The sequence below is a fragment of the Mucilaginibacter xinganensis genome (genome assembly GCF_002257585.1).
GTDB lineage: Bacteria > Bacteroidota > Bacteroidia > Sphingobacteriales > Sphingobacteriaceae > Mucilaginibacter > Mucilaginibacter xinganensis.
In genome coordinates, this window is the sequence record NZ_CP022743.1 from 3360502 (window position 1) to 3384337 (window position 23836).

18 protein-coding genes and 1 tRNA gene are annotated in these 23836 nt (G+C 42.0%); 4 read left to right on the forward strand and 15 right to left on the reverse strand.

From position 1 onward, the window contains the following. Positions 1–7 precede the first annotated feature (7 nt). Both MuYL_RS14760 and MuYL_RS14770 read right to left on the reverse strand, forming a co-directional pair. Entirely contained in the window at positions 8–1357 is a 1350-nt protein-coding gene (locus MuYL_RS14760) for a PhoH family protein (protein ID WP_094571298.1), read from the reverse strand. Positions 1358–1850: 493 nt separating this feature from the next. Beyond that, a tRNA-His gene (locus MuYL_RS14770) sits at positions 1851–1924 on the reverse strand. 216 nt (positions 1925–2140) lie between these two features. Between MuYL_RS14770 and MuYL_RS14775 the strand changes: the two genes are divergently transcribed. Continuing rightward, complete coding sequence (locus MuYL_RS14775) at positions 2141–4234, forward strand: heavy metal translocating P-type ATPase (protein ID WP_094571299.1); 2094 nt, start codon at positions 2141–2143, stop codon at positions 4232–4234. Between the two features lie 107 nt (positions 4235–4341). Then, entirely contained in the window at positions 4342–4812 is a 471-nt protein-coding gene (gene rnhA, locus MuYL_RS14780) for a ribonuclease HI (RefSeq protein ID WP_094571300.1), read from the forward strand. 295 nt (positions 4813–5107) lie between these two features. Here rnhA and MuYL_RS14785 read toward each other — a convergent pair whose 3' ends face one another. The 9 genes from MuYL_RS14785 to MuYL_RS14825 all read right to left on the reverse strand — a co-directional run bounded on the left by MuYL_RS14785 (position 5108) and on the right by MuYL_RS14825 (position 13950). Continuing rightward, a complete protein-coding gene (locus MuYL_RS14785) occupies positions 5108–5602 on the reverse strand; it encodes a metallophosphoesterase family protein (RefSeq protein WP_094571301.1) in 495 nt (164 codons plus the stop codon). Positions 5603–5620: 18 nt separating this feature from the next. Then, the gene (locus MuYL_RS14790) at positions 5621–6280 is read right to left on the reverse strand and encodes a tRNA1(Val) (adenine(37)-N6)-methyltransferase (protein WP_094571302.1); all 660 of its coding nucleotides are present in this window, start codon (positions 6278–6280) and stop codon (positions 5621–5623) included. A 60-nt stretch (positions 6281–6340) separates the two neighbouring features. Continuing rightward, on the reverse strand, positions 6341–8044 hold the full coding sequence (locus MuYL_RS14795; protein ID WP_094571303.1) for a GMC oxidoreductase: 1704 nt from the start codon (positions 8042–8044) through the stop codon (positions 6341–6343). Positions 8045–8164: 120 nt separating this feature from the next. Beyond that, entirely contained in the window at positions 8165–8554 is a 390-nt protein-coding gene (gloA2, locus tag MuYL_RS14800) for an SMU1112c/YaeR family gloxylase I-like metalloprotein (protein WP_094571304.1), read from the reverse strand. Further along, entirely contained in the window at positions 8554–10776 is a 2223-nt protein-coding gene (purL, locus tag MuYL_RS14805) for a phosphoribosylformylglycinamidine synthase subunit PurL (RefSeq protein WP_094571305.1), read from the reverse strand. Before purL ends, gloA2 begins: the two co-directional genes overlap by 1 nt. A gap of 107 nt (positions 10777–10883) precedes the next feature. Beyond that, complete coding sequence (locus MuYL_RS14810) at positions 10884–11279, reverse strand: hypothetical protein (RefSeq protein ID WP_094571306.1); 396 nt, start codon at positions 11277–11279, stop codon at positions 10884–10886. A 99-nt stretch (positions 11280–11378) separates the two neighbouring features. Continuing rightward, on the reverse strand, positions 11379–12200 hold the full coding sequence (locus tag MuYL_RS14815) for an energy transducer TonB (protein ID WP_094571307.1): 822 nt from the start codon (positions 12198–12200) through the stop codon (positions 11379–11381). A gap of 80 nt (positions 12201–12280) precedes the next feature. Then, the gene (locus MuYL_RS14820; RefSeq protein ID WP_094571308.1) at positions 12281–13102 is read right to left on the reverse strand and encodes an energy transducer TonB; all 822 of its coding nucleotides are present in this window, start codon (positions 13100–13102) and stop codon (positions 12281–12283) included. A gap of 596 nt (positions 13103–13698) precedes the next feature. Then, positions 13699–13950, reverse strand: coding sequence for a hypothetical protein (locus tag MuYL_RS14825; protein ID WP_094571309.1), 252 nt, complete (start codon positions 13948–13950; stop codon positions 13699–13701). A gap of 172 nt (positions 13951–14122) precedes the next feature. Between MuYL_RS14825 and MuYL_RS14835 the strand changes: the two genes are divergently transcribed. Further along, positions 14123–15430 carry an ammonium transporter gene (locus MuYL_RS14835; protein WP_094571311.1) on the forward strand — a complete coding sequence of 436 codons (1308 nt, stop codon included), beginning with the start codon at positions 14123–14125 and terminating at the stop codon, positions 15428–15430. Between the two features lie 140 nt (positions 15431–15570). On the opposite strand, the gene MuYL_RS14840 is transcribed toward MuYL_RS14835, so the two are convergent. From MuYL_RS14840 to MuYL_RS14850, 3 genes are all read right to left on the reverse strand, one after another. Then, positions 15571–16161, reverse strand: coding sequence for a DUF4468 domain-containing protein (locus MuYL_RS14840; protein WP_094571312.1), 591 nt, complete (start codon positions 16159–16161; stop codon positions 15571–15573). A 77-nt stretch (positions 16162–16238) separates the two neighbouring features. Further along, positions 16239–17288: a porin gene (locus MuYL_RS14845; RefSeq protein ID WP_094571313.1), complete on the reverse strand. Its 1050-nt coding sequence runs from the start codon at positions 17286–17288 to the stop codon at positions 16239–16241. Positions 17289–17502: 214 nt separating this feature from the next. Beyond that, positions 17503–19122 (reverse strand): ammonium transporter, encoded by a 1620-nt coding sequence (locus MuYL_RS14850; protein WP_094571314.1) that lies wholly within the window; start codon positions 19120–19122, stop codon positions 17503–17505. A 547-nt stretch (positions 19123–19669) separates the two neighbouring features. Here MuYL_RS14850 and MuYL_RS14855 point away from each other — a divergent pair. Next, the gene (locus MuYL_RS14855; protein ID WP_094571315.1) at positions 19670–21844 is read left to right on the forward strand and encodes a glutamine synthetase III family protein; all 2175 of its coding nucleotides are present in this window, start codon (positions 19670–19672) and stop codon (positions 21842–21844) included. A 181-nt stretch (positions 21845–22025) separates the two neighbouring features. On the opposite strand, the gene MuYL_RS14860 is transcribed toward MuYL_RS14855, so the two are convergent. Continuing rightward, positions 22026–23810 (reverse strand): chloride channel protein, encoded by a 1785-nt coding sequence (locus MuYL_RS14860; protein WP_094571316.1) that lies wholly within the window; start codon positions 23808–23810, stop codon positions 22026–22028. Positions 23811–23836: the final 26 nt, after the last annotated feature.

Consider the following 23836-nt stretch of genomic DNA (forward strand, 5'->3'; position numbering starts at 1 on the left):
TACCTAACTATAGCAGTTCATTCGCCAGGTTAGCCAGCTCGCTCCGCTCCCCTTTTTGTAAAGTAATATGCGCATACAGGGGGTGCCCTTTTGCCTTATCAATTAAATAGCTCAATCCATTACTTTCAGCATCCAGATAGGGTGTGTCTATCTGGTAAATATCACCGGTAAAAACAAACTTGCTATTTTCGCCGGCGCGCGAGATGATGGTTTTTACCTCATGCGGTGTAAGGTTTTGCGCCTCGTCAACAATAAAAAATATTTTACTTAAAGTACGACCGCGAATAAAGGCCAATGGCGCAATAGAAATTTTTTCATTGGCGACCAATTCGTCAATCTTAGCCTGCATTTTCTCGTCGTCTGCAAACTGATCTTTAATAAACTTAAGATTATCCCAGATCGGCGCCATATAAGGGTCTATCTTTGATTTAATATCTCCGGGCAAAAAACCCACATCCTTATTGCTGAGCGGAACAATGGGCCGGGTAACAAAAATTTGCCGGTAATACTTTCGCTGCTCCAGGGCGCTGGCAAGCGCTAATAATGTTTTACCCGTACCTGCATTACCCTGTATGGTAACCAGCTTGATATCCGGATGCAGCAACGCATGGATGGCAAATGCCTGTTCAATATTTTTAGGGAAAATATTAAATACAGGCTGCTCCGTAATTTTTTCCAGTTGGGCAGTCTGCGAGTTGTAAAAACCGGGAGCGTCACCCTTTTTACCGTTTAGAATATAAAAATGGTTAATGGTATCGGGTTGTAGGTTAAAATCAGTACCTGAAAGTGTTTCGGCTTTATTTAACTGGTTAATCAGCTTTTCAGACACCTTGTTTAACGTGGTTTCTCCGGTGTACAGTTCATCAAGGTTCTTTATCTTACCCGTTTCATAATCTTCGGCATGCAGGTTTAGTGATTTTGCTTTTAACCTGAGGCAGATATCTTTTGAAACCAGAACCACTTTTTTTCCGGGATACTCTTCCTGTAAACCTAAGGCCGCATTCAGGATACGGTGATCAATCTTATCCGACCCAAAAACCGCTTCAGCGTCGGTGGCGGTTTTGCTGTCCATAATAACTTTGAAACTTCCCTTGTTACCGCCTTTTAGGGGCAGCCATTGGTTAATAAGGTGATTTTGTGAAATATCGTCCATCAGCCTGATAAAGCTTCGGGCTTCAAAATTGCGGGTATCATTCCCGCTTTTCATGTTATCCAGTTCTTCCAGTACCTGTATAGGTATGGCTACATCATGCTCCTGGAAATTCTCGAACGCGTTATGATCATATAAAATAACGGAGGTATCTAAAACAAATATTTTGGGTCTTCCGTTGCTCTTACTATTAGCTTCCTTGCTCATGTCCTGCTAAATTAGCCATTTTGAGGATGCAAAAAAAGGGTCAGGCTGAATAGTTGCGGGTAAGCGTTCTCAATTTTTAAATTACACCGATGCATTTTCTTTATAATCTGTGCCGGATTTAATTCGTGGTCTGGATATCCAATTTTATTGATGAACAATAATGAGCTGGCCACCAAGCTGCACTACACCATATTAAACGGCCTTCGCAGTGTTGCAGTTATAGTCGTTGTAACATTTCACTTAACCGAACCATTGCCAAACCGATCATTTAGACAATCGCGTCGATCACTGTTAACTGGCTGTCGACCTTTTCTTTTTATTATCAGGTTTCGTAATGGCTATACCTATCACGACCACTGATATAAAATCACAGCCGGCAGTTTTTTCAAACGCAGTCTGCAGAATCATTAATGCTAAGATTACTTTTATCAAAATCCGCCCCGAGGGCAAAATAAAAGCCCCTTTACAATAGTAAAGGGGCTTTTATAAAAGGGGTAAATGATGGGGCTCGAACCCACGACCCTCGGTACCACAAACCGATGCTCTAACCAACTGAGCTACATCTACCGTTTTGGAGAGTGCAAAAATAGGAATCTTCAGCTAATTTGCAAAGTCTTTTTTATTTTAAGTATAAATAGGTGTAAATGTTATAGTTGCCTTAACTATCATTTTTGTTATCCCCAAAATAAGTTCATTTGTAATGCATTTATCCTTTACAGCAACCAAAAATTAATATTACAATGCGTTTACGCTATTGGCTTTAAACAAGGGTATTTTTGTAGTATGGCAGAGCAATTAGTTGAATTAAACGTGACGGGGATGCATTGTAATAACTGCGCCTTATCTATTCATAAGCTCCTGGAAAAAAAAGGGCTTAAAAATATTTTCGTTGATTTTGCAAGCGAAGAAGTAAAATTTTCAAACAACGATACAGCCACCATTCCAGGCATTATTAAAGATATTGAGGGGCTTGGCTTTAAAGTGGTTGATGACCCGGCCACAGAAGTAACACCTTTTTACGAAAAGATTGAGAATAAATTTATTTTCTGCGCTGTGCTCACAGCCCCGCTGCTGCTTCATATGGTTTTGCCATGGCATTTTTTTCACAACCCAATTTTCCAGCTGGCATTATGTATTCCCGTTTTTTTGGTGGGATGCCTGCACTTTGGCAAAAGCGCCATCAACTCTATCAGGGGCGGTGTGCCTAATATGGATGTACTGATATTTACGGGATCTACGGCGGCCTTTATCTACAGTTTGGTGGGCACCATTCAGAACCTGGGTCCGCAGTACCAGTTCTACGAAACCTGTGCCACCATTATTACGCTGGTGTTGCTGGGGAATGTTTTTGAAAAACGGTCTGTTACGCAGACAACCTCCGCAGTAAAAGATCTTATTAAAATCCAACAGTCAAATGCGAACAGAATCGTTAATGGTGTGGTAGAAGTGATAAGCGCCAAAGAAGTGCGCCCCGGCGATACCCTACTGGTAAATATGGGCGATAAGGTGCCGGTAGATGGCGAAATATTATCGGGGAACGCATCTGTAGACGAAGCCATGCTCACCGGTGAAAGTATGCCGGTTGAAAAAGAAAAATATGATACTGTTATAGGAGGCACTATCATTGTACATGGAAATATTACGATGCTGGCCACAAAAGTTGGCTCAAATACCATCCTATCCCAAATAATCGACCTGATGAAGAAAGCACAGGCCGCCAAGCCGCCGGTGCAAAAACTGGGCGATAAAGTAGCTGCCATATTTGTTCCGGCAGTTATCCTGATTTCGGTACTGACTTTTGTGCTTACTTTTTTTCTCGGGCATACAGCCCCGCAAACCGCTTTAATGAACGCTATAGCTGTTCTGGTGATCTCCTGCCCTTGTGCCATGGGTTTGGCTACGCCCACCGCAGTTATGGTAGGCCTGGGCAGGGCAGCAAAGAATGGCATCCTGATTAAAGGCGGTGATACCATTGAAGCTGTAGCACATACCAAATATGTGGTATTTGATAAAACAGGAACGCTAACCACCGGCAAATTCCGCATTAATGAGATTAAAGCAGAGGGCGACACGGGTATTGAGCTGGTAAGAGGCGTTATAATGGCTATAGAGGAACGCTCAAACCACCCTATAGCCAAATCGTTGGTAAACGAGTTAAAAAAATTGCCGCAAACCAAGGTAATACTAAAATCAGCTAAGGAGGAAAAAGGGCTGGGTATGCGCGCCGAAGATATTGAGGGCAATCATTACTTTTTAGGATCAGGAAAAGTGGCTGACGAGAGCGGGTTTAATATTTCGCTTTACAAAAATCAAAAACTGCTGGCACAAATAGCAGTTGACGATGAAATTAAACAGGACGCTGCTGCACTTGTCGCTCAACTTAAAAAAATGAATATTGTGCCGGTATTATTAAGCGGCGACAAAAATAACCGTTGTTTAAAAGTTGCGAAACTGATAGGGATTGATGAGGTACATGGAGAAAAACTTCCTGAAGAAAAACTTAAGGTTATTGATATTTACAAGCAAAAAGGGAAAACCATCATGATAGGCGATGGCATTAATGATGCCCCTGCCCTAACCCAGGCCGATGTTGGCGTTTCTATGAATGACGCCAGCCAGGTAGCCATCCAATCGGCAAGAGTGGTTTTACTAAATACAGATCTGATTTCGGTAGTTAAGTTCCTGCAGATCAGCAAACATACCCTGCTCACCATTAAGCAAAACCTTTTTTGGGCATTCGCTTATAACATTATTGCAATCCCTGTAGCGGCATTGGGCTTTTTAAACCCAATGTTGGGCGCGTTCACCATGGCGTTTTCCGATGTGGTAGTGATTGGCAATTCGCTGAGACTAAAAAAGAAGAAAGTTGATGGTTAAGGTTCATTGTTAATGGACTCACTTGATTTATTTTCTATTTTTGGCGCCGGAGAAATAGTTTGTTACAAATGGCCTTCTGCCGTGAAACATCAACTATGAACTAACACATGATAGAAATATTTACAGACGGAGCATCAAGCGGAAATCCGGGGCCGGGGGGATATGGGGTAATTTTACGTTCGGGCAAGCATTATAAAGAGCTTTCTGAAGGCTTCCGTAAAACTACCAATAACCGCATGGAGCTGCTTGCCGTTATCAAAGGCCTGGAAGCTTTAAAAACGCCTAACCAGGATGTTACTATCTACTCCGATTCAAAATATGTTATTGATTCCATCGAAAAAAAATGGGTAAATGGCTGGCTGCTGAAAGGATTTGCCGGTAAAAAAAATAAAGATCTTTGGCTGCGTTATCTTGACGTAAGCAAGCTGCATAAAGTTAAGTTCGTATGGGTTCGCGGCCACAACGGGCACCCGGAAAATGAACGCTGCGATGTTTTGGCTGTAACCGCCGGCAAACAAAAAAACCTGCTGATTGACTCTGTTTTTGAAGTGGAAAATGCTAAGGGTGGGTTGATTTAGTAATTGGCTTAGCTCATTAAATTAATGTGAGTTCTACATAAGCAAAATGTCGACTAACACCTAAACCTCTCTACAATCGCTTGCAGCTGTAGTTTTAGATGAGTCAAATTTGTATATCATCGCCGCTAAAGCGTTCCATTTTTGCATGCGGAACACACGGAACACTGTGAAACATGCTGATTATCAGCGTATTTGCTTTTCATCAAGGAACGAATAGATGTAAGTACCTGATAATAAACATTTTTCATCAATACTTATATGGAATTTACGTAAGTTAAGCGACTAACTAATCAACTTACTTCCCTCCCAACTCAATAATCTGCAGATCCTTAATTTTATCGTCATCTATGCTAAAACGCATTAACGTCCTTACTTTTTGCCAGCCCTGCTTACCGGCGGCACCGGGATTTAAATGCAGGCAGCTGATTTTTTTATCGTAAATAACTTTCAGAATGTGCGAATGCCCGCAGATAAACAATTGCGGCGGGTTGGTATAAATTTCCGGCTTTACGAGCGCACTATACCTGTCGGGATAACCGCCGATGTGCGTCATCCAGACATCTACATTTTCACATTTAAATCTTAGATTCTCCGGGTGGCTTATTCGTATCTCAGCGCCATCTATATTACCATAAACGCCCTTAAAAGGCTTAAAAGCAGCAAGCCGATCTGCTACCTCGATACTGCCGAAATCACCGGCATGCCAGATCTCGTCGCAGTTTTCGAAGTGCTTAAAAACTGCATCGTCAAGATAGCTGTGGGTGTCGGATATGAGGCCTATTTTAACCATTGAGTTTAAAAGTGTACGCTAAAAATTTAAAAAATAAGGCTGCAACAGCTTTTTATATTCATCCGAATAAATGCCGATAGCTTCGTAAATGGTAAAATTAGTCGTTTCGGTTAAAACATCGTCCAATCCAAAACATACAATTTCACGGTGCGGCTCTGCGTGTATAAATGAACGGATAGTTATTATTTTATGCCGGTAAAGCTGATTCTGCATTGCCAGTTCTTTTATCAATACCGCAGCCTGAACAGGCAATATCAGCCAGCATAATCCTTTAGGGGATAAATGCGCTGCTATTCCTTTCATTAACATATCAAAAAAGTCCACATCAGTATGTTTCGCCAGCGTTTTCTTCTCTTTTGGCGATTCCAGTGAGTTTAGATAGAATGGCGGATTGGATATGATCAGGTCATATTTATCGCCAGGATGTTCGTCAAAAAAAGTATCTATGCTGTTGGGCATAATAAGCAGCCTTTTATTAAAAATGGAATTCTTGAAATTCTTTGCGGCAGTTTCGGCTGCTGATACATCAATTTCAACGGCATCAACATTGGCGTTAATAAATCGTTGCGCAAGCATCAATGCAATTACGCCGGTGCCGGTTCCTATATCTAATACGCGCCCAGGGTTCATAACCGTTGCTATTGCACCAAGTAACACCCCATCGGTGTTAATCTTCATAGCACACCCTGTTTGATCAACACTGAATTGTTTAAACCTGAATAATTGTGGCGGTTTCAATTACAAATTCCCTTTCTTCATTTCAGCAACGGCATAGGTTGCCGCCCTGGCTGTTAAAGCCATGTACAGGATAGACGGACTTTGATTCCCGGTGCTGGTCATACAGGCGCCATCAGTAACAAACACATTTTTGCAATGGTGCAACTGGTTCCATTTGTTAAGTAATGAGGTTTTGGAATCTTTTCCCATCCGGCAGCCGCCCATTTCGTGGATATCCAACCCCGGTGCCTGTTTATTTTCATAGGTGGATACATTTGTGCACCCTGCTTTTTCCAGCATCTCTTTGCTCTGTACCAGGAAATCTTTAACCATCCGTTCATCATTTTCATCATACTCAACCGAGGTTATCAGTAAAGGGATGCCCCACTGGTCTTTTTGATCGTCGCTTAAACGTACATGGTTGGTGATTTTTGGCACTGTTTCACCCTGCATATACATATAAACTGTCCAGCGGCCCGGTTCGGTTAACGATTCCTTGTAAGCTGCACCTATTTCGCCATGCTGCGTTTCGGCCGCCCCCCGCTCCCGGTTGGCACCCATAAAAGTGGTGAAGCCACCAAAGTAATCCGTTTCCTGGGTGTACAAATTGCGATAGTTTGCCAAAATCAGTTCCGTTGGATTCCTGCCATAATAATAGCTATCCAAATAGCCCTCCATTTCGCCGCCAACTGATGCGCGGTAATTCTGAAAAGCAACATATTTACCCAGCAGGCCGCTATCATTTCCTAATCCATTGGGGAACCGGTTTGATTTTGAATTTAAAAGCACCAGGTTGCTGTTTAAGGCAGATGCATTTAAAAATATAACCCGGGCGAAGTAATCTGTGGTCTCTTTCGTATTGGTATCAATAACCCTTACGCCTGTGGCCTTACCCAGTTTCTCATCATAAATAATAGAGTGTACTACAGAAAAAGGCCTGATGGTTAAATTGCCGGTGCGTTTAGCCCAGGGCAGCGTTGAGCTTACCGAACTGAAATAGCCCCCAAACGGACAGCCGCGCATACATAAATTGCGGGCCTGGCATTGCGCCCGGCCCTGGTCTAAATGAATTTGGTTTGGTTTTGTTAAATGCGCCCAGCGGGCGTGTACCAGGTGCCTGTCTTTATAATTTTCACTTATTTTTTTACTGATCACTTCCTGAACAGCATTCATGTCAAACGGCGGCAAAAACTCGCCGTCCGGCATGGATTCAATGCCATCTTTATTGCCGCAAACGCCTATAAATTTCTCTACATGTGAATACCAGGGCGCTACATCGTCGTACCCAATAGGCCAGGCTATTCCGTAACCGAACCTTTCGGGGTTGGTAAATTCAAACTGGCTCCAACGTTGACAGGCACGCCCCCAAGTTAATGATTTACCACCAACCTGGTAACCACGGATCCAGTCAAAAGGTTTTTCCTGGATGTATGGATGATCTTTGTCTTTCACAAAGAAATGTGCGTTGTCCTCGCCATATCCTGCTGCTTTACTTATTAATGGATTTTCCTTTAAGAAATCAGTGGTCATCCGTCCCCGGTGTTTAAATTCCCAGGGGGGCATGGTAGCCGTCGGATAATCTTTAATATGTTCAACATTGCGGCCGCGTTCTAAAACAAGTGTCTTTAACCCCTGCTCACATAGCTCTTTTGCAGCCCAGCCACCACTGATCCCCGAGCCTATAACGATTGCGTCGTAAGTATTTTTTTGTTTTCCGTTTGACATAATTGGTTTGAATTTCCTTCTAACGGGGCAGATGTTAAATCTTTCTACAGGAAGATTTTACCCGGGCCGACTTCGGAATGTTTAACAACACGATAAATATAAGGCTTGTTTTACTGGTAATCAAACTTCGTAAAGCTCAACAGGCAATCCATCCGGGTCGGCAAAAAAGGTAAACCGCTTGCCGGTAAATTCGTCTGTCCGGATAGCTTCCACTGAGATATTAGCGCTTTTGATATGCGCCGCAGCTTCATCAATATCATCTACATCAAAAGCTATATGACGTAACCCGGCTGCTTCAGGCCGCGAGGGTCGCGCGGCCGGATCGGGAAAGGAAAAAAGCTCGATCTGGTATTGATCGCCCACTTCCAGGTCGAGCTTATATGATTGTCTTTCTTCGCGATAAACTTCGCGAACTATTTTTAAACCAAGTATCTCACTGTAAAAGTGTTTGGATTTTTGATAATCCGAACAAATAATAGCAATGTGGTGTACCCGGTTTAACTTTAACATTATGCACCTAAAATTTCGTGCAGCACGTTGTCATAAACCATTTTGATATCCGTAATGTGGCCAAACAACTGTTCATCAACGTTTAAAAACCCGTTGGTCACGGTACCAAGCAGGCTAAAATCAACCTCGCTGGTTGACATCAACTCAATAAAACGTTCCTGCTCTTCCGGCGCAATACTTACTACTACCCTACCCTGTGCCTCACCAAAAAGAAAAGCATCTTTGCGGATATCGCTGTCAGTTTCAATTTCAAATCCTAAACCATTTGGCATCGCCGATTCAACCAGCGTAACGTATAAACCGCCATCGGCCACGTCATGTGCAGACTGGATGACTTTATGCCTGATCAGTTGTTTAACAACCTGGTGCATATCGTATTCCTTATCAAGGTCAAAATACGGGGCGGGTGCCGCCGATATTTTATGATACGAAGCCAGGTATTGTGAAGATGCAATATCATTAACCGACTCACCTATCAAATAAACCAGGTCGCCGGGTTGTTTAAAGTCTGACGTCATCAGGTTCGACAAATCGTCCATAACACCAAGCATCCCTATGGTAGGTGTTGGGAATACAGGGCCATCATCTGTGGATTGATTGTAAAAGCTTACGTTACCACCGGTAACCGGTGTTTCAAATTTACGGCAAGCCTCACCCATTCCCTTTATGGCGCCAACAAACTGCCAGTAAACCTCTGGCTTGTATGGATTACCGAAATTAAGGCAATTGGTTATAGCAACCGGCTCGCCACCGGCACAGGTAATGTTACGCGCAGCCTCGGCAACAGCTATAGCAGTTCCCTTTTCAGGATCAGCATATACGTAGCGCGACTGGCAATCAACCGTTATTACAATAGCTTTGTCCGTATCTTTCACAGCAACCACAGCCGCATCGCTGGGGCGGTTGGTTGTCATGGTTGAAGTACCTATCATTGAGTCGTACTGGTCAGTTACCCATCTTTTTGAAGCGATATTTGGGTGACTGATCAAATGCTCAGCAACTGCAATCAAATCTGCAGGTTCTTCAACATCTTCAATTTTAAATTTTTGATTTTCCTTAAAATAAGCAGGTTCGCGGTATTCGCGTTCGTAAACAGGTGCACCACCGCCCAACACAAGGTCGTCTGCAGGCACATCGGCAACCATTTCGCCATTCATGTAATACACCAGGCGTTTGGTATCGGTTACTTCACCAATAATGGCGCAGTTCAAATCCCACTTATCAAATACAGCCTCCACGTCTTTCTCCCTTCCTTTTTGAACCACGATCAGCATACGCTCCTGTGATTCAGAAAGCAGGATCTCGTATGGTTTCATGTGTTCCTGGCGCATTGGCACTTTATCCAGCCAGATCACCATACCATGTTCACCCTTGGCCGACATCTCGGAGTTAGAACATATAATACCTGCTGCACCCATATCCTGCATGCCTATAACGGCACCTGTTTTAATAACTTCAAGTGTTGCTTCCAGCAATAATTTTTCCTGGAACGGGTCACCAACCTGAACGGCCGGAAGATCATTAACTGAATCTTCAGTAATATCCTTGGATGCAAAAGCCGCACCATGGATCCCATCCTTACCGGTTGCCGATCCTACTATATAAACCGGGTTTCCAACACCGTATGATGTTGCAGAAACGGTTTCGCCTTCCCTAACTATTCCGGCAGAAAATGCGTTAACCAATGGGTTAACGTTGTAGCATTCGTCAAAAAACAGCTCACCGCCAACTGTTGGGATCCCAAAGGCATTACCATAGTGACTAATGCCTTTAACAACACCTTTTATAAGCCATTTGGTACGGTCAAGGCTTAAATCGCCAAAGCGAAGCGAGTTTAACTGTGCAATCGGCCTGGCACCCATGGTAAATATATCACGGTTTATACCGCCAACGCCCGTTGCTGCGCCCTGGTAGGGCTCAAGCGCCGAGGGGTGATTGTGTGATTCTATTTTAAAGGCACAGCCTACGCCGCCGCCCAAATCAACAAGGCCTGCATTTTCTTCACCCGCCTTAGCCAGCATTCGCGGACCATCCTTAGGTAAAGTTTTCAGCCATGTAATTGAGTTTTTGTAAGAGCAGTGCTCGCTCCACATTACCGAGAAAATAGACAGCTCAGTAAAATTGGGCACACGCCCTAATATTTCTTTTATACGTTCAAATTCTTCGGGTAGTAAGCCTAAATCTTTGGCGGTTTCAACGGTGGTTAATTCCTGGTGCTCCAATGTAATATCGTTTTTTTGAAAGGAAGCACAAAATTAGTAAAAAAGGTGGAAGGATAAAGGTAAAAGGCGAAAGGTTTTTATTAATGCTTTGAAAAAGAGTTTACAGATCAGGATAAGGTTTTGTGTTTGGATAGCTGTTTATTATGCATTCGCCATTCTTTTAATGACATAGTTTTATTGTTTATCATATCATAATAACTAATCACGTATGTACCGCTATTAACTTTATACCAATCATAAGTAAATAAACGCTCACCTTTTTCCTCGCTTATTGAAACATAATAATTGTGGTCTGTGTTAGTTGGAATCTTTTGGATATAAGCTTTCAAAAATGTAGCTGAATGAGCGCTTTTGCGGAATTGATTTTCAATCAATATCTCCGGTAAAGAATTAATTAATTTCAAAACTTTTTTTTCGCGTTTATTGGTCCCGTTGCAATCCTGGGCATTAATTTCCAGGGAAATCAACAGCAATAAGTTAAATACGAGGGCGACTTTTTTCATAATGAATAACTTACCAAAGATACCAATATGGAAGTTTTAAAACTTGCGACATTTGGTAATATCGCAAGTCAGTTGTTTATCGTAATAGACTCCGATCCATTAATCAGCTAGCTGAAAATTAATCGGGATTGAATATTTAACGCGCACCGCCTGTCCATTTTGCATTCCGGGTTTCCAGGCTTTGGCCAATTTCAATACACGCAGCGCTTCCTCATCAAAACCATGCCCGGCAGGCCTGTCTACCGTTATATTTGATAAATGGCCGTCCTTCTCAATAATAAAACTTAAAAAAACCTTGCCGCTTATTCCCTCTTCTTGAGCAGGCACCGGAAACCTTAAATTTTTACTTAAAAACTTTGCCCAGGCTGCATCGCCGCCCACAGGTGCCGGCATAACATCAAGCCCAATTGGCGGATGAATGGTTTCATCAGGGCCAGGTATAGCTTTTCCGGCACCATTTCCTGGCTCATCTACGGGCACTTCTATATTATCACCACCTTTTCCACTTAGGGTTTGCAAACCGCTTGCGGCAGAATTTAAATCCACTGTTTTAACAGTTTGCTTTGCAAGCATATCAGGCGCTACAACGGGCGGAGGGTTTTGTATAGTTTTTATTGGATCGGCTGCTTTTAACGGCTTTATGACTTCGGGTTTTTGCTTCTCAACCTGTGGCGCTGCATAAGGATGCAGGCGGACCACAGTAGTATCATTCTTAGGTATTTGATCAACAATTACGTGTTTTTTAAACAAAAAGGTACTGCCAGCCAAAAAAGCAACTCCGGTAAAGGTAATTCCCATCGCCTTTACCATAGTGCCGGCATAAGTTTGCCTTAAATTGTAGGCGCCGTAAGCTTTGTTACGGTCATCGAATACAAGATCGAGCCACTCGGTTTTGTACAAATCAAATTTCGAGGTAAGCATACAAATGAATTTAGATTTTAGGTTAAAGTTTATTTTCAGGTTCTCAGGCACACAATTCGTAAAGAGGCGATAATCGAAGCCTATTCAGCTAACTGAAAATTAATCGGGATTGAATATTTAACGCGCACAGCCTGTCCATTTTGCATTCCGGGTTTCCAGGCTTTGGCCAATTTCAATACACGCAGCGCTTCCTCATCAAAACCATGCCCGGCAGCCCCATCTACAGTTATGTTTGATAAATGGCCATCTTTCTCTATAATGAAGCTTAGCAACACTTTACCACTCAATCCATCCTCCTGGGCCGCCACGGGATACCGCAAGTTCTTATTTAAAAACTTCGCCCATGCTGCGCTGCCGCCAACAGGTTCGGGCATCGCTTCCAGTCCATTAAAATCATGTACAGTATTATCAACTGCTGCCCCGGTTCCTCCTCCCACCGGATGATCTGCCGGAGGTGCGTTTACAATACCTTTGTCCCCTTCAGTATTGGTTGTTTGCCCAATTGCTGCGTTAATCTGATCATTTATTACAGGTTTTTCAGCTTTACTGTCGGCAACTACAACCGGGGGAACGTCCCTAATGGTAGCAATGGGTTTAACCAGTTCCGGTTTAGTGTGACTGGGGGCTTCGGGTGGTTTAACTTCTTTGATTTCCTTAATTGGCGGCGGCTGAATATACGGATCATTTATTACGTGTATAACCTGTAGCCGGTCAGGAACCCGTGTTAATATAATACTGGCCGCGCAAAGCACAGCCACACCAAAAAAGGTGATGCCCATTGCCTTTACCATAGTACCGGCGTAGGTTTGCCTTAAATTGTAGGCGCCGTAAGCTTTGTTACGGTCATCGAATACGAGATCGAGCCACTCGGTCTTGTACAAATCAAATTTTGAGATAAGCATAGCGATTGAAATTAAATTTTATATTATAACGCTATGCCGATATATGGTATTGCAACATTGTTACTTTTAGGATTTTATCAACAAACAAATGCAACAATGTGTATTTTGATAACTAAATATATAGTTAATTATAAAAATGATAAGAAAATGCAACTTAGTGTATTTTAAAATCTGTTAAATCAGGGTGCTGTTTCTATAATTTCTGCGCGTTTCTACGAAATCCGGGCATTTAGCTTACCTTCTCATTTACAGATAGGCAGCTGCATTTGCTATTCTTGGCCAACCGACGTGTTTACTATCACCTGCTTACCAGCCTTAGTTGCTTAGCTTGCCTTGTTTTTGAGGAATGGAAGCATTAACATAAATACACTTATGTATTTCATTAAATCTAACCTTAAGGGCGCTTTTTGTAAATAATTTTATAAATAGGGTAATTAAAATTAAATATTTACATTTTATATGCATTTTATTTAAAATTTTTCTACTTTTATAGTATGCAAATCAGGCTTTTTAAAATAATAGCCATACTTTTCTTAAGCTTTATCGGATATTCCGCGTCCGCTAATGCTTTTTTGCATGATAATCGCCAGGAAAAGCTAAAAAAAACCCTTTTTGTAAAAGAATCTGTAAATAAAATCCCCCGAAGTCCTTTTAATTACGAATTTATAATAAACAGTATCCCTGTCCAGTTCTCCAATTTGCAACAGGGGCGTACCGTTCACTATGCGCAGTTTATCTATACCGCACCCAATACTTACAACATAGCCGTAAGATACCTCAATTTTATTTGCGGGCGGGGCAACAGCGAGCTCTCCTGGTTCCGCAAACTCATTCTCTTTCCATTTCATGCTTTTTGGTAGGGTTAAAAGGTGAATAGAAACATCCGCCGTTGTACTGATTACACAACGGAATTATTGTTTTTAATTTAGTTTTTAATACTGCCCGGAGTTTTGATTGAGCTCCGTGCAGTATTAATTCATCCAATTTTTCTTTTTTCCCTTTTCCCAAAAAAACTTAAACATGAAAAAATTCATACCTTTTGGCGTACTTATAGCTGTAATTATACTTGCCCTTGTTTTTCCGTCAGTTGATGTTGTAAACATTAAAGACAGCCAGATAAATTCGGGAGATACCGCCTGGTTGCTTGTTAGTACAGCGCTGGTACTTATTATGACACCCGGCCTTGCGTTCTTTTACGGCGGCATGGTAAGCAAAAAAAATGTATTATCAACCATGATGCAAAGCTTTGTATGCATGGGTGTTATCACTATTATATGGGTAATATTTGGCTTCAGTCTTGCCTTTGGCGATGACATGGGCGGCTTTATAGGAAACCCCGGTACATTCTTTATGATGAAAGGCATGCTGGGTAACGCTACCTGGAAACTTGCACCTACAATTCCGCTGGTGCTTTTTGCCATGTTCCAGTTAAAATTTGCGGTAATTACCCCTGCACTCATCACCGGCGCATTTGCCGAACGGATTCGCTTCAACTCTTATATTATATTCCTTTGCCTGTTCATGGTGGTTATTTACGCACCATTGGCGCATTCAACCTGGCATCCCGATGGCTTTTTATTTAAATTGGGCGTACTTGATTTTGCAGGCGGAACAGTGGTCCACATGTCTGCCGGCTGGGCGGCCCTTGCTTCGGCCTTATATCTTAAACAACGTACAGAAAAAGCGCACGCTCCCGCCCGTATCAGCTATGTATTATTAGGCACGGGCTTGCTTTGGTTTGGCTGGTTTGGCTTTAATGCAGGTTCGGCATTAGGCTCCAATACACTTGCTGCAACGGCATTGGGCACCACCACTACGGCGTCGGCAGCGGCGGCAATAGCCTGGATATTTTTCGATATGCTGCGCGGGAAAAAGCCTTCTGTTATGGGCGCTTGTATCGGCGCGGTGGTTGGCCTTGTAGCTATTACTCCGGCTGCTGGTTTTGTAACCATCCCCCACTCATTAATAGTAGGTATTGTTGCAGCGGTAGTAAGTAACCTGGTAGTGATATGGAGGTCATCAACCAATATAGATGATACACTTGATGTATTTCCCTGCCATGGTGTAGGCGGCATGGTGGGCATGTTAATGACCGGCATTTTTGCGCACGTTAACGTAAACTCAGCCAACACCACCGGCAACGGCCTTTATTATGGCGAAACACATTTATTCTTTATCCACCTGATCGCGCTGGTTGGCGTATCGGCATTTGCGTTTTTTGGATCTTTACTACTCTTAAAAATCACCGATATGATCAGCAAACTGCGGGTATCACCTCAGGAAGAACTAATTGGCCTTGACATAAGCCAGCACGACGAAGAATTATAAGATCTTTATTACTAACAAATTAACTACTATTCAATAAAAAAGCTACACCTTAACAGTGTAGCTTTTTTATTGAATATTCTTAAACACATTAAAAAAAATTCTTTGTGTAGCGGGTGTTAATGCTTTGGTAATAAGACTTGCTACCAATCTTTAGTAGAAATCTTTTTGAGCTTAACTTCTTTCTTTAACGAGGAGGTTTTAAGCATAAATTGTTTTAGCGTTGCACCTATTTTACGGCTGCCGGTAAGTACGCCATCAAGGTATGCCAAAAGGTCCTTCTTTTCTATTTTTCGTTCCGGTTTTTCCAGCGGAATGTAAATTCCGGGCACAGATTCATAAGTATTAAATCTATTGCGCTGGTATGGATTAAATACAAAATCAGAAAGCCAGTAACGGTATTTGCTGTCTTTCACATCAACGCGCATCGAGAAACTTACAGCGCCATCTTCGTGCGAGGTTAGCAGTGTTTTTTTTGACACAAGCAAATAGCCCGAAGCGGTAAACATTCCCTTTTCTTTATCTACGGTTTCTAGCTTAAGCGCTGATTCCGGATAAGCTTTTTTAAAAAAATAAAGCGCCCGGTTAAAAAGGGTATCGAAAGGCAAACCTGGCTGCGATACAACCTGGTAATAAATATATTTATTGTTTTCATCAACCGCCAATGAATCTTTTTGTGCAAAAGCCACGGTTGTTAATAAAACCAACACTGATACAGCTATCAATTTTTTCATGCTATAAATATAAAGCCGCTCCCCGAAAAGAGAGCGGCTTATTTTAATTATTTTGTTTTTTATAGAGATTGCAGGGCCTAGAAAGCGTAAACAGCAGCCAGTACAAATTGCGAAGCATGGTTAGTAAGCGCACCATTGCTATCAGTAAACACAGTTCCAAAATCACTGCTCTTGCTGTCAAACCTTACTTCAGGAATAATAGTTAACGGTCCGGCTTTTATGTTTGAGGTAACGGTAATACCTTTTACATTGCCACCATTATCTTTCACTTTAAAGTACTCGCCTCTTAAACCAAAGGTTACAGCAGGCGATACCGCTAATTGCGGGTACAGCGCTACGCCGTCAAAACCACCACCGTTGTTAGGTGCTTTAAAAGTAGCTGCATTAAGCCCCAGTTTAAATGCACCGGTTATCTGGTAGGCAGTAGTAAGGTCAAATTCTGTTCCCGAGTATGAACCGGTTACCAGGTTCAGATAAGCGGTCCACCCTTTTACCGGGGCAATCATCAACTGGGCACCAAAAGTAGATACATCACCATAAGTTGTGTTATCAGCGCTTAATGATGAGTAGTAGTTCCATTTGTTGTTAAAGATACCTGCCATTAAGCTTACCTTATCGCTGAAAGCGTAAGTAGCTTTAAAGCCTGCATTCTGGAACGGCCCGTTGGTAAATAAATAAGAAGTAGAATAATTGAAATTACCGGCAGGTGAAATTACTTCGTAACCCACAAAAGTTGCCATGTAGCCTGCGGTAAGGTTAAACTTATCGGTAACATCGTATGAAACGTATAAGTTTTGGATATGGTAACCTGAAGTAGGGATAGACTGATCGCTGCGGGGGCCGAAAGACAACTCGCCTACAAAGGCTGCCTTGCCTACCTTTTTCTTAAGGGCCAGATCAATCATACCCACTGATACGGAGTTGTTTTCGTTTGCAAAGCTGGTACCGATGTTTGGATGACCTGAGAAATCAGCCTTATAATAAGTATCAACAGATCCTGAAAATACCAGCGGCGGATCAACGGCTGCAGTTTTACCTGTATCAGCCGGCATGCCGGCTGCCTGTGCTTTAAAAGTAAAAAGGGAAGCAGCGGCAAGTAAAGAAAAGAGTAAAAATTTTTTTTTCATGATAAAGAGTTAAATTGATAGTTTGAATTAGTTTGATTGATTTTAATTAATTAAAGCATAGAAATATCCGTCTGAATTATTTTAGGCTATAATTCAGCATGTATTGTTATGAAATAGTATTAGTTATAAAGAACCCTTATGCGGCTGGCAGTTATGATGGTTGGTAATTGCAGATTTAATTAAACCAGCCACATAAGGGTAATATTAAAAGAGATTAAGCGGTAACCTTAGCACCTGTTTCAAACAGCCCGCTTAAGCTAACATCCTCGTCTTGCGGAGGGTAAACTTCAATTCCGTGATCAAACACATCAAGTCCGCCAACGCCAACTTCGCCATGCTCTTCAACACGTAATCTCCATGGATTTGGTAATTTATTAATGACAAACATCATTATAAAAGTTACTACAAACACAGCAATTGCTATGGTGAATGTACCTATGGCCTGGGCCGCAAGCACATGTGTGCCACCGCCGTAAAACAAACCGGTAACCGGCGCTGAATTATCGGCTCCGGTGGGCCCTGTAGCACCATACTGGCCGCTGGCAAATAAACCTAATGAAAGTGTACCCCAAATACCGTTTAATCCGTGTACAGAAACTGCGCCAACCGGATCGTCAATACGGAACCACTCGAAAATATACACACCGGCAAATACGATAAATCCGGCAACACCACCTAACAATAAAGCACCCAGCGGGCTAACCCAGTAACATGGACAAGTAATAGCAACCAAACCGGCAAGGAAACCATTAACGGTAAATGCCAAATCGAATTTACCTTTGGTTGGGCCCCACCATAAAGCGGCAAGCATGGCAGTAAAGCCAGCCGAACAAGCAGCAAGTGTGGTATTAGCAGCAACACGGCCAATACCTTGTCCATCCATTGCAGAAAGTGTACTGCCCGGATTGAAACCATACCAGCCAAACCATAAAATAAAGCCACCTACAGCAGCAACCAATAAGTTATGGCCAGGAGGCAATCCACCTTTAGCTTTGTCATCGCGTGCAAATATCCTGCCTAGCCGTGGGCCTAATACAATGGCACCAGCCAGTGAAGCCATACCACCAATGGTGTGTACTACGGTTGAACCGGCGAAATCGCGGAAACCTTGTCCTAAACCAGGAAGGAAGTTTCCTGCAGTACCCATAAGCGCAAGGAAACCATCAGGTCCCCAGGCCCAGTGGCCAATAATTGGGTAAATAAAGCCGGTAATACCAATTGAATAAAGAATATCGCCACGGAAGCTTGTACGACCGATCATAGCGCCTGAAACTATTGTTGAACAAGTATCAGCAAAAGCATATTGGAAAATCCAATGTGCTAAAAGAGGAATACCGGTAGCTTCGTAAGTAGCAGGTGTATTTTGCAGGAAAAACCAGTTAGTGATGGTTTTTCCATCAGAACCTAATCCGCCCCAGCCAATAAACCCGTTACCGTGACCAAACATAAATGCATAACCAACAGCATAAAACAAAATACCGCAAAGGCAGGTATCAAACACACATTCCATTAGAACGTTTACCGTTTCCCTTTTACGGGCAAATCCGGCTTCCAGCATTACAAAGCCTGCCTGCATACCAAATACCAAAAATGCAGCAACCAGCGTCCACACTGTATTAACGGTATTTATTAATGACGTTTCGTGGGCCGTGTAAACCTCAGCTGCAGCGTGTGCTTTAGTTCCAAAAATTCCCGGCAAAATCATCATTGCCATAATAATAAGCCCTAAGCCTATCATTTTCCCCGCAAAAATGGTCGCTCCAAGTTGCCATTTTTCCCGGGTCAGTTGTCGGACTGAACTAAGCAGGCCCTCCTTTGTCAATTTTTGTTTCATTGTTTGATTAGTTTAATTTAGTTTGATTGATATAATTATTAAGGTGAATTCGAAATACTTTGAAATACGCTTTAAAAACCCTGTAACTTTTTCTTATTTTTTATCAAATATTTAATAATTGGCGGGTTTTTATAAATATTTCTATGAAATTATGGATGAATTTTAACAAAAACAAATTTTTAAAGAATAAATTAACGTTAAAATTACAATTTTTATAAATATTATAATTTTAACATAAAAAACACCTCTATTTTTGAATATTTAATAACAAAAATAAAAACACACAAATTATATCCTTCAATTTATCAATTTTTTAAAAAATACCACATCAACTTGCTAATATTTTTGAATTTTAAGGCCAAAAAACATTAAACAGATAGCAACAAACCCAATTTTACAACAAACACGATGTCAAATACACCAAAAAGACAGAAATCGACACCTTTTTTTCAATAATTAATACCCGTTGCGATATTTATTTTAAAAAGCATCTTTATAATAAACTATAATTTTAATTTTGAGCAAAACCACTATAAAATTCAATTTCATGAATAATATTCGTTTCCAGGCTTTGCAGGCAGTACTCACAAGGGGCATCCCCGAGGTAAAGTTTCCTTCTCAAAAAATCTCGGATTTTTTCGGGGCAAATGTTTTCGATAAAAAGAAAATGAAGGAATATCTTTCAACTGAAGCCTACCAGGGTATTATTAACTCAATTGAAAAAGGCGAACCAATTCCGCGCGATATGGCAGAGCAGGTTGCTACCGCCATGAAATCATGGGCAATGGGTAAAGGTGCCACACATTATACACACTGGTTTCAGCCCCTAACCGGCTCAACTGCCGAAAAGCATGATGCGTTTTTTGAACCAACTGCAGACGGCGGTGCAATTGAGCGTTTTTCGGGAGATGCACTGGCACAACAGGAACCCGATGCTTCCAGTTTTCCAAGCGGCGGAATCCGCAATACTTTTGAGGCGCGCGGCTATACCGCGTGGGATCCGTCCTCTCCGGCCTTCATCATGGCACGTACATTATGTATCCCAACAGTTTTTGTTTCCTATACCGGTGAGGCCCTTGATTATAAGGTGCCTTTATTAAAGGCATTAAATGTATTAGATAAAGCTGCAGTTGATGTTTGCCATTATTTTGATAAAAGCGTTGAAAAAGTAAATGCGTCCCTGGGTATTGAGCAGGAATATTTCCTGGTTGATATCGCCTTGTTTAATGCCAGACCCGATCTGCATCTTACCGGTCGTACGCTCTTTGGCCACATGTCTGCAAAAAACCAGCAACTGGAAGATCATTATTTTGGCGCTATCCCTGAGCGGGTTTATGCTTTTATGCAGGATATGGAAACAGAAGCCTTATTATTAGGCATTCCCCTTAAAACAAGGCACAATGAGGTAGCACCTTCACAATTTGAGTGCGCTCCTATTTACGAAGAAATAAACCTGGCAATTGATCATAACCAATTGCTGATGGACCTGATGGACAGGGTTGCAAAACGGCATAACTTTAAAGTATTGCTGCATGAGAAGCCTTACGCCGGCATTAATGGTTCAGGTAAGCACAATAACTGGTCAATGATTACCAATACCGGTAAGAATTTGTTATCGCCAGGCAAAACACCAAAAAATAACCTGATGTTCCTTACATTTTTTGTAAATACCATCAGGGCCGTTTACGAACATGCCGACCTGCTGCGCGCTTCCATAGCCTCAGTTAATAACGATCACCGTTTGGGTGCCAATGAGGCGCCACCGGCTATTATATCTATATTCTTAGGCACCCAGCTTAGTGACGTCCTCGACGAGATTGAAACATCACGGATCAGCAAAAAAATAAAAGAGGATGCCCTGTTATGGCAGGGTATTCCAAAGATCCCGCAGATCCTGAAGGATAATACAGACAGAAACCGTACTTCGCCGTTTGCCTTTACCGGCAATAAATTTGAATTAAGGGCAGTTGGTTCATCAGCTAACTCAGCCAGCCCGATGACTATTTTAAACCTGATCGTTGCCGACCAGCTTAAAAAGTTTAAATATGATGTTGATAAGCTGATAAAAAAAGGCGAAAAGAAGGATGTTGCCTTATTGATAGTTATTAAAAAATACATCAAAGAATCAAAAAACATCCGCTTTGAAGGCAATGGCTACAGCGAGCAATGGGAAATTGAAGCAGCTGAGAGAGGGCTGGCCAACATAAAAACAACGCCGAAAGCACTGGACGCATTACTGTCTGACAAGACAGACTTTTTATTTTCAGATACAGGTGTATTTACCAAACGCGAAGCACATGCCCGTCACGAAATTTTACTGGATAGCTTCTACAAAAAATTACAGATTGAGGCCCGTGTAATCGGCGAACTTGGAATAAATGTTATCATACCTGCTGCTTTATCCTACCAAAGCAGGCTTATAGAAAATGTAAAGGGATTAAAAGATATCGGGCTTGACAAGACCACTTATGAAGCGCAGCTTGATATCATAACAAAAATAGCAGAACACGTTAACGCCATTAAATCAAATATTGAAACAATGGTTAATGCCCGTAAAAAAGCAAATACCATTGAAGATATTCGTGATAAAGCCATTGAGTATGATGAAAAAGTAAAACCATTCTTTCTGCCTATCCGCTACCATGTTGATAAGCTGGAGCAGCTGGTTGACGACTCCTTATGGCCGTTACCTAAGTTCAGGGAGCTGCTGTTTATCAAATAAATAGACCGTCAGACTCGATAAGACAAAATATATTATTAAGACGGCTCAGTCGAGGATATGCTGGTTAAAGACACCACTGTTCAGGATTGGGCCATTTTAAGTGCTTAATGCACCACTTTGAGACGTTAATCGCCATAAAACAATACTAAATAGTATAATTATAAATCAGGTTTCTGCTGTATTAGTGCTTAATAAACAGGTCTGCTTCTTTATTCTGCCTTATAAACTCCTCGCGATATTTGGCCAGCAGGGTTGATTTTGAGATGAAGCCCATAAAAAGGTCATTTTTAGTAACCGGAAGCTGCCAAACGTCCAGCTTATCGAAAAGCTCCATTACGCTGCTTACCGGCTGTTCGTAATCAACAATAGCCGGCGGGATAGTCATAATGTCAATAACCGTCTCTTCATCAGGAATATTGGTATCAAATAAGTGCTTACGGATCTGATCTAGCAAAATAACCCCTTCAAGCATCCCCGCGTCATCTACAACAGCAAAGATATTAACCGTGGTTGCCGTAAGTAATTTATAAAATTCCTTTACGGTTGTATTTTTACCTATACCTACAAATTGTTTATTGATAAGGCTGGAAATTCCTATAGCGTTCAACATGTCATAATCCTGATCGGGGTGGATATTTTTCTCGTGGATCAGGTCGTGCCAGTACATGTTATGCGGATTAAACAGCCTTGCTATGATGTAGGAAATGGAGGCCACTATCATCAGCGGGATAAATAACACATAGCCACCTGTAATTTCCGCTATAAGGAATATAGCGGTCAGCGGTGCATGCAGTACGCCGCTTAAGGCCCCGGCCATTCCAACGGCAACGAAATTACTGGTATTTAAGTGCATAAGGCCTGTTTGGTTTACACTGAAAGCCACAAACAAACCCAAGAACGCGCCGGTGAACATAGTCGGAGCAAAAGTACCCCCATTGCCCCCCGCCCCTATGGTTATGCCCGCAGTAATTATTTTCATAAAAACCATACAAGCAATAAAGCCGATCATTACAACAGGATGCGCCAGCCATGCGCTAAAAAAAGACTCTTCCTTCAGCGCGTCAATGTTACCGTTTAATATCGCCTGCAGGTAGTGGTATCCCTCACCAAACAAGGCAGGGAACACCATTATTATAAGTCCTAAAAATAAGCCGCCAGCCAGCGCGCGCACATACCGGTTTTGCTTTTTAAGGATTCCTTTTTCAAGAAAACCGCCAACTTTGGAAATGTAAACAGACACCCAACCGCTAAATAAACCGAGCACGATATAAAATGGTAACGCGCTGAATTCCCATCCTTCGGTTACAAGGTGAAATAGCTGACCTGAATATAACAGCTTTGATACCACCACGCCTGTAGCAGAAGCTATTAACAAGGGGATAAAAGTTGGGATGGAAATTTCGCCTAAAAGAATTTCCAGTGAAAACAGAACGCCCGCTATCGGGCTGTTAAAAACAGCTGCGATGCCAGCGGAGGCCCCCGCAGCTATTAAAACTGTTTTTTCGTATGGGCTCAGGTTAAAAAACTTGCCGGTGTTTGAGCCAATGGCTGCACCGGTACTAACAATTGGTGCCTCCAATCCGGAGGATCCGCCGAAACCAACGGTGAGCGAACTGGTGATCAAGTGTGAATAAATGTTGTTGTACCTGATGTTTGAATGGTTGCGTTTGATATTGGCGAGGATATTCCCGATGCCTTTTTGGATTTTGTCTTTGTTAATAAGGTGCTGATAAGCAACTGTAAGAAAGATGCCAAGCGCAGGCAGGAACACATATATAATATGATATGGAAGATGTGCAGATATATTTCTGCTGATCTCCTCCATCGTATGAACTAAAAACTTTAAAGCTACGGCTGCCAATCCTCCAAAAAAGCCAACAAAAACGCTGCAATAGATCAAAAAGTTGCGCTGGCTGTTTTGCCGCAGGCGCCATTTTTTGATTTTATAAAAAATCTTTTTTAACATGAATTATCATAGAGTATAGGCAAAGT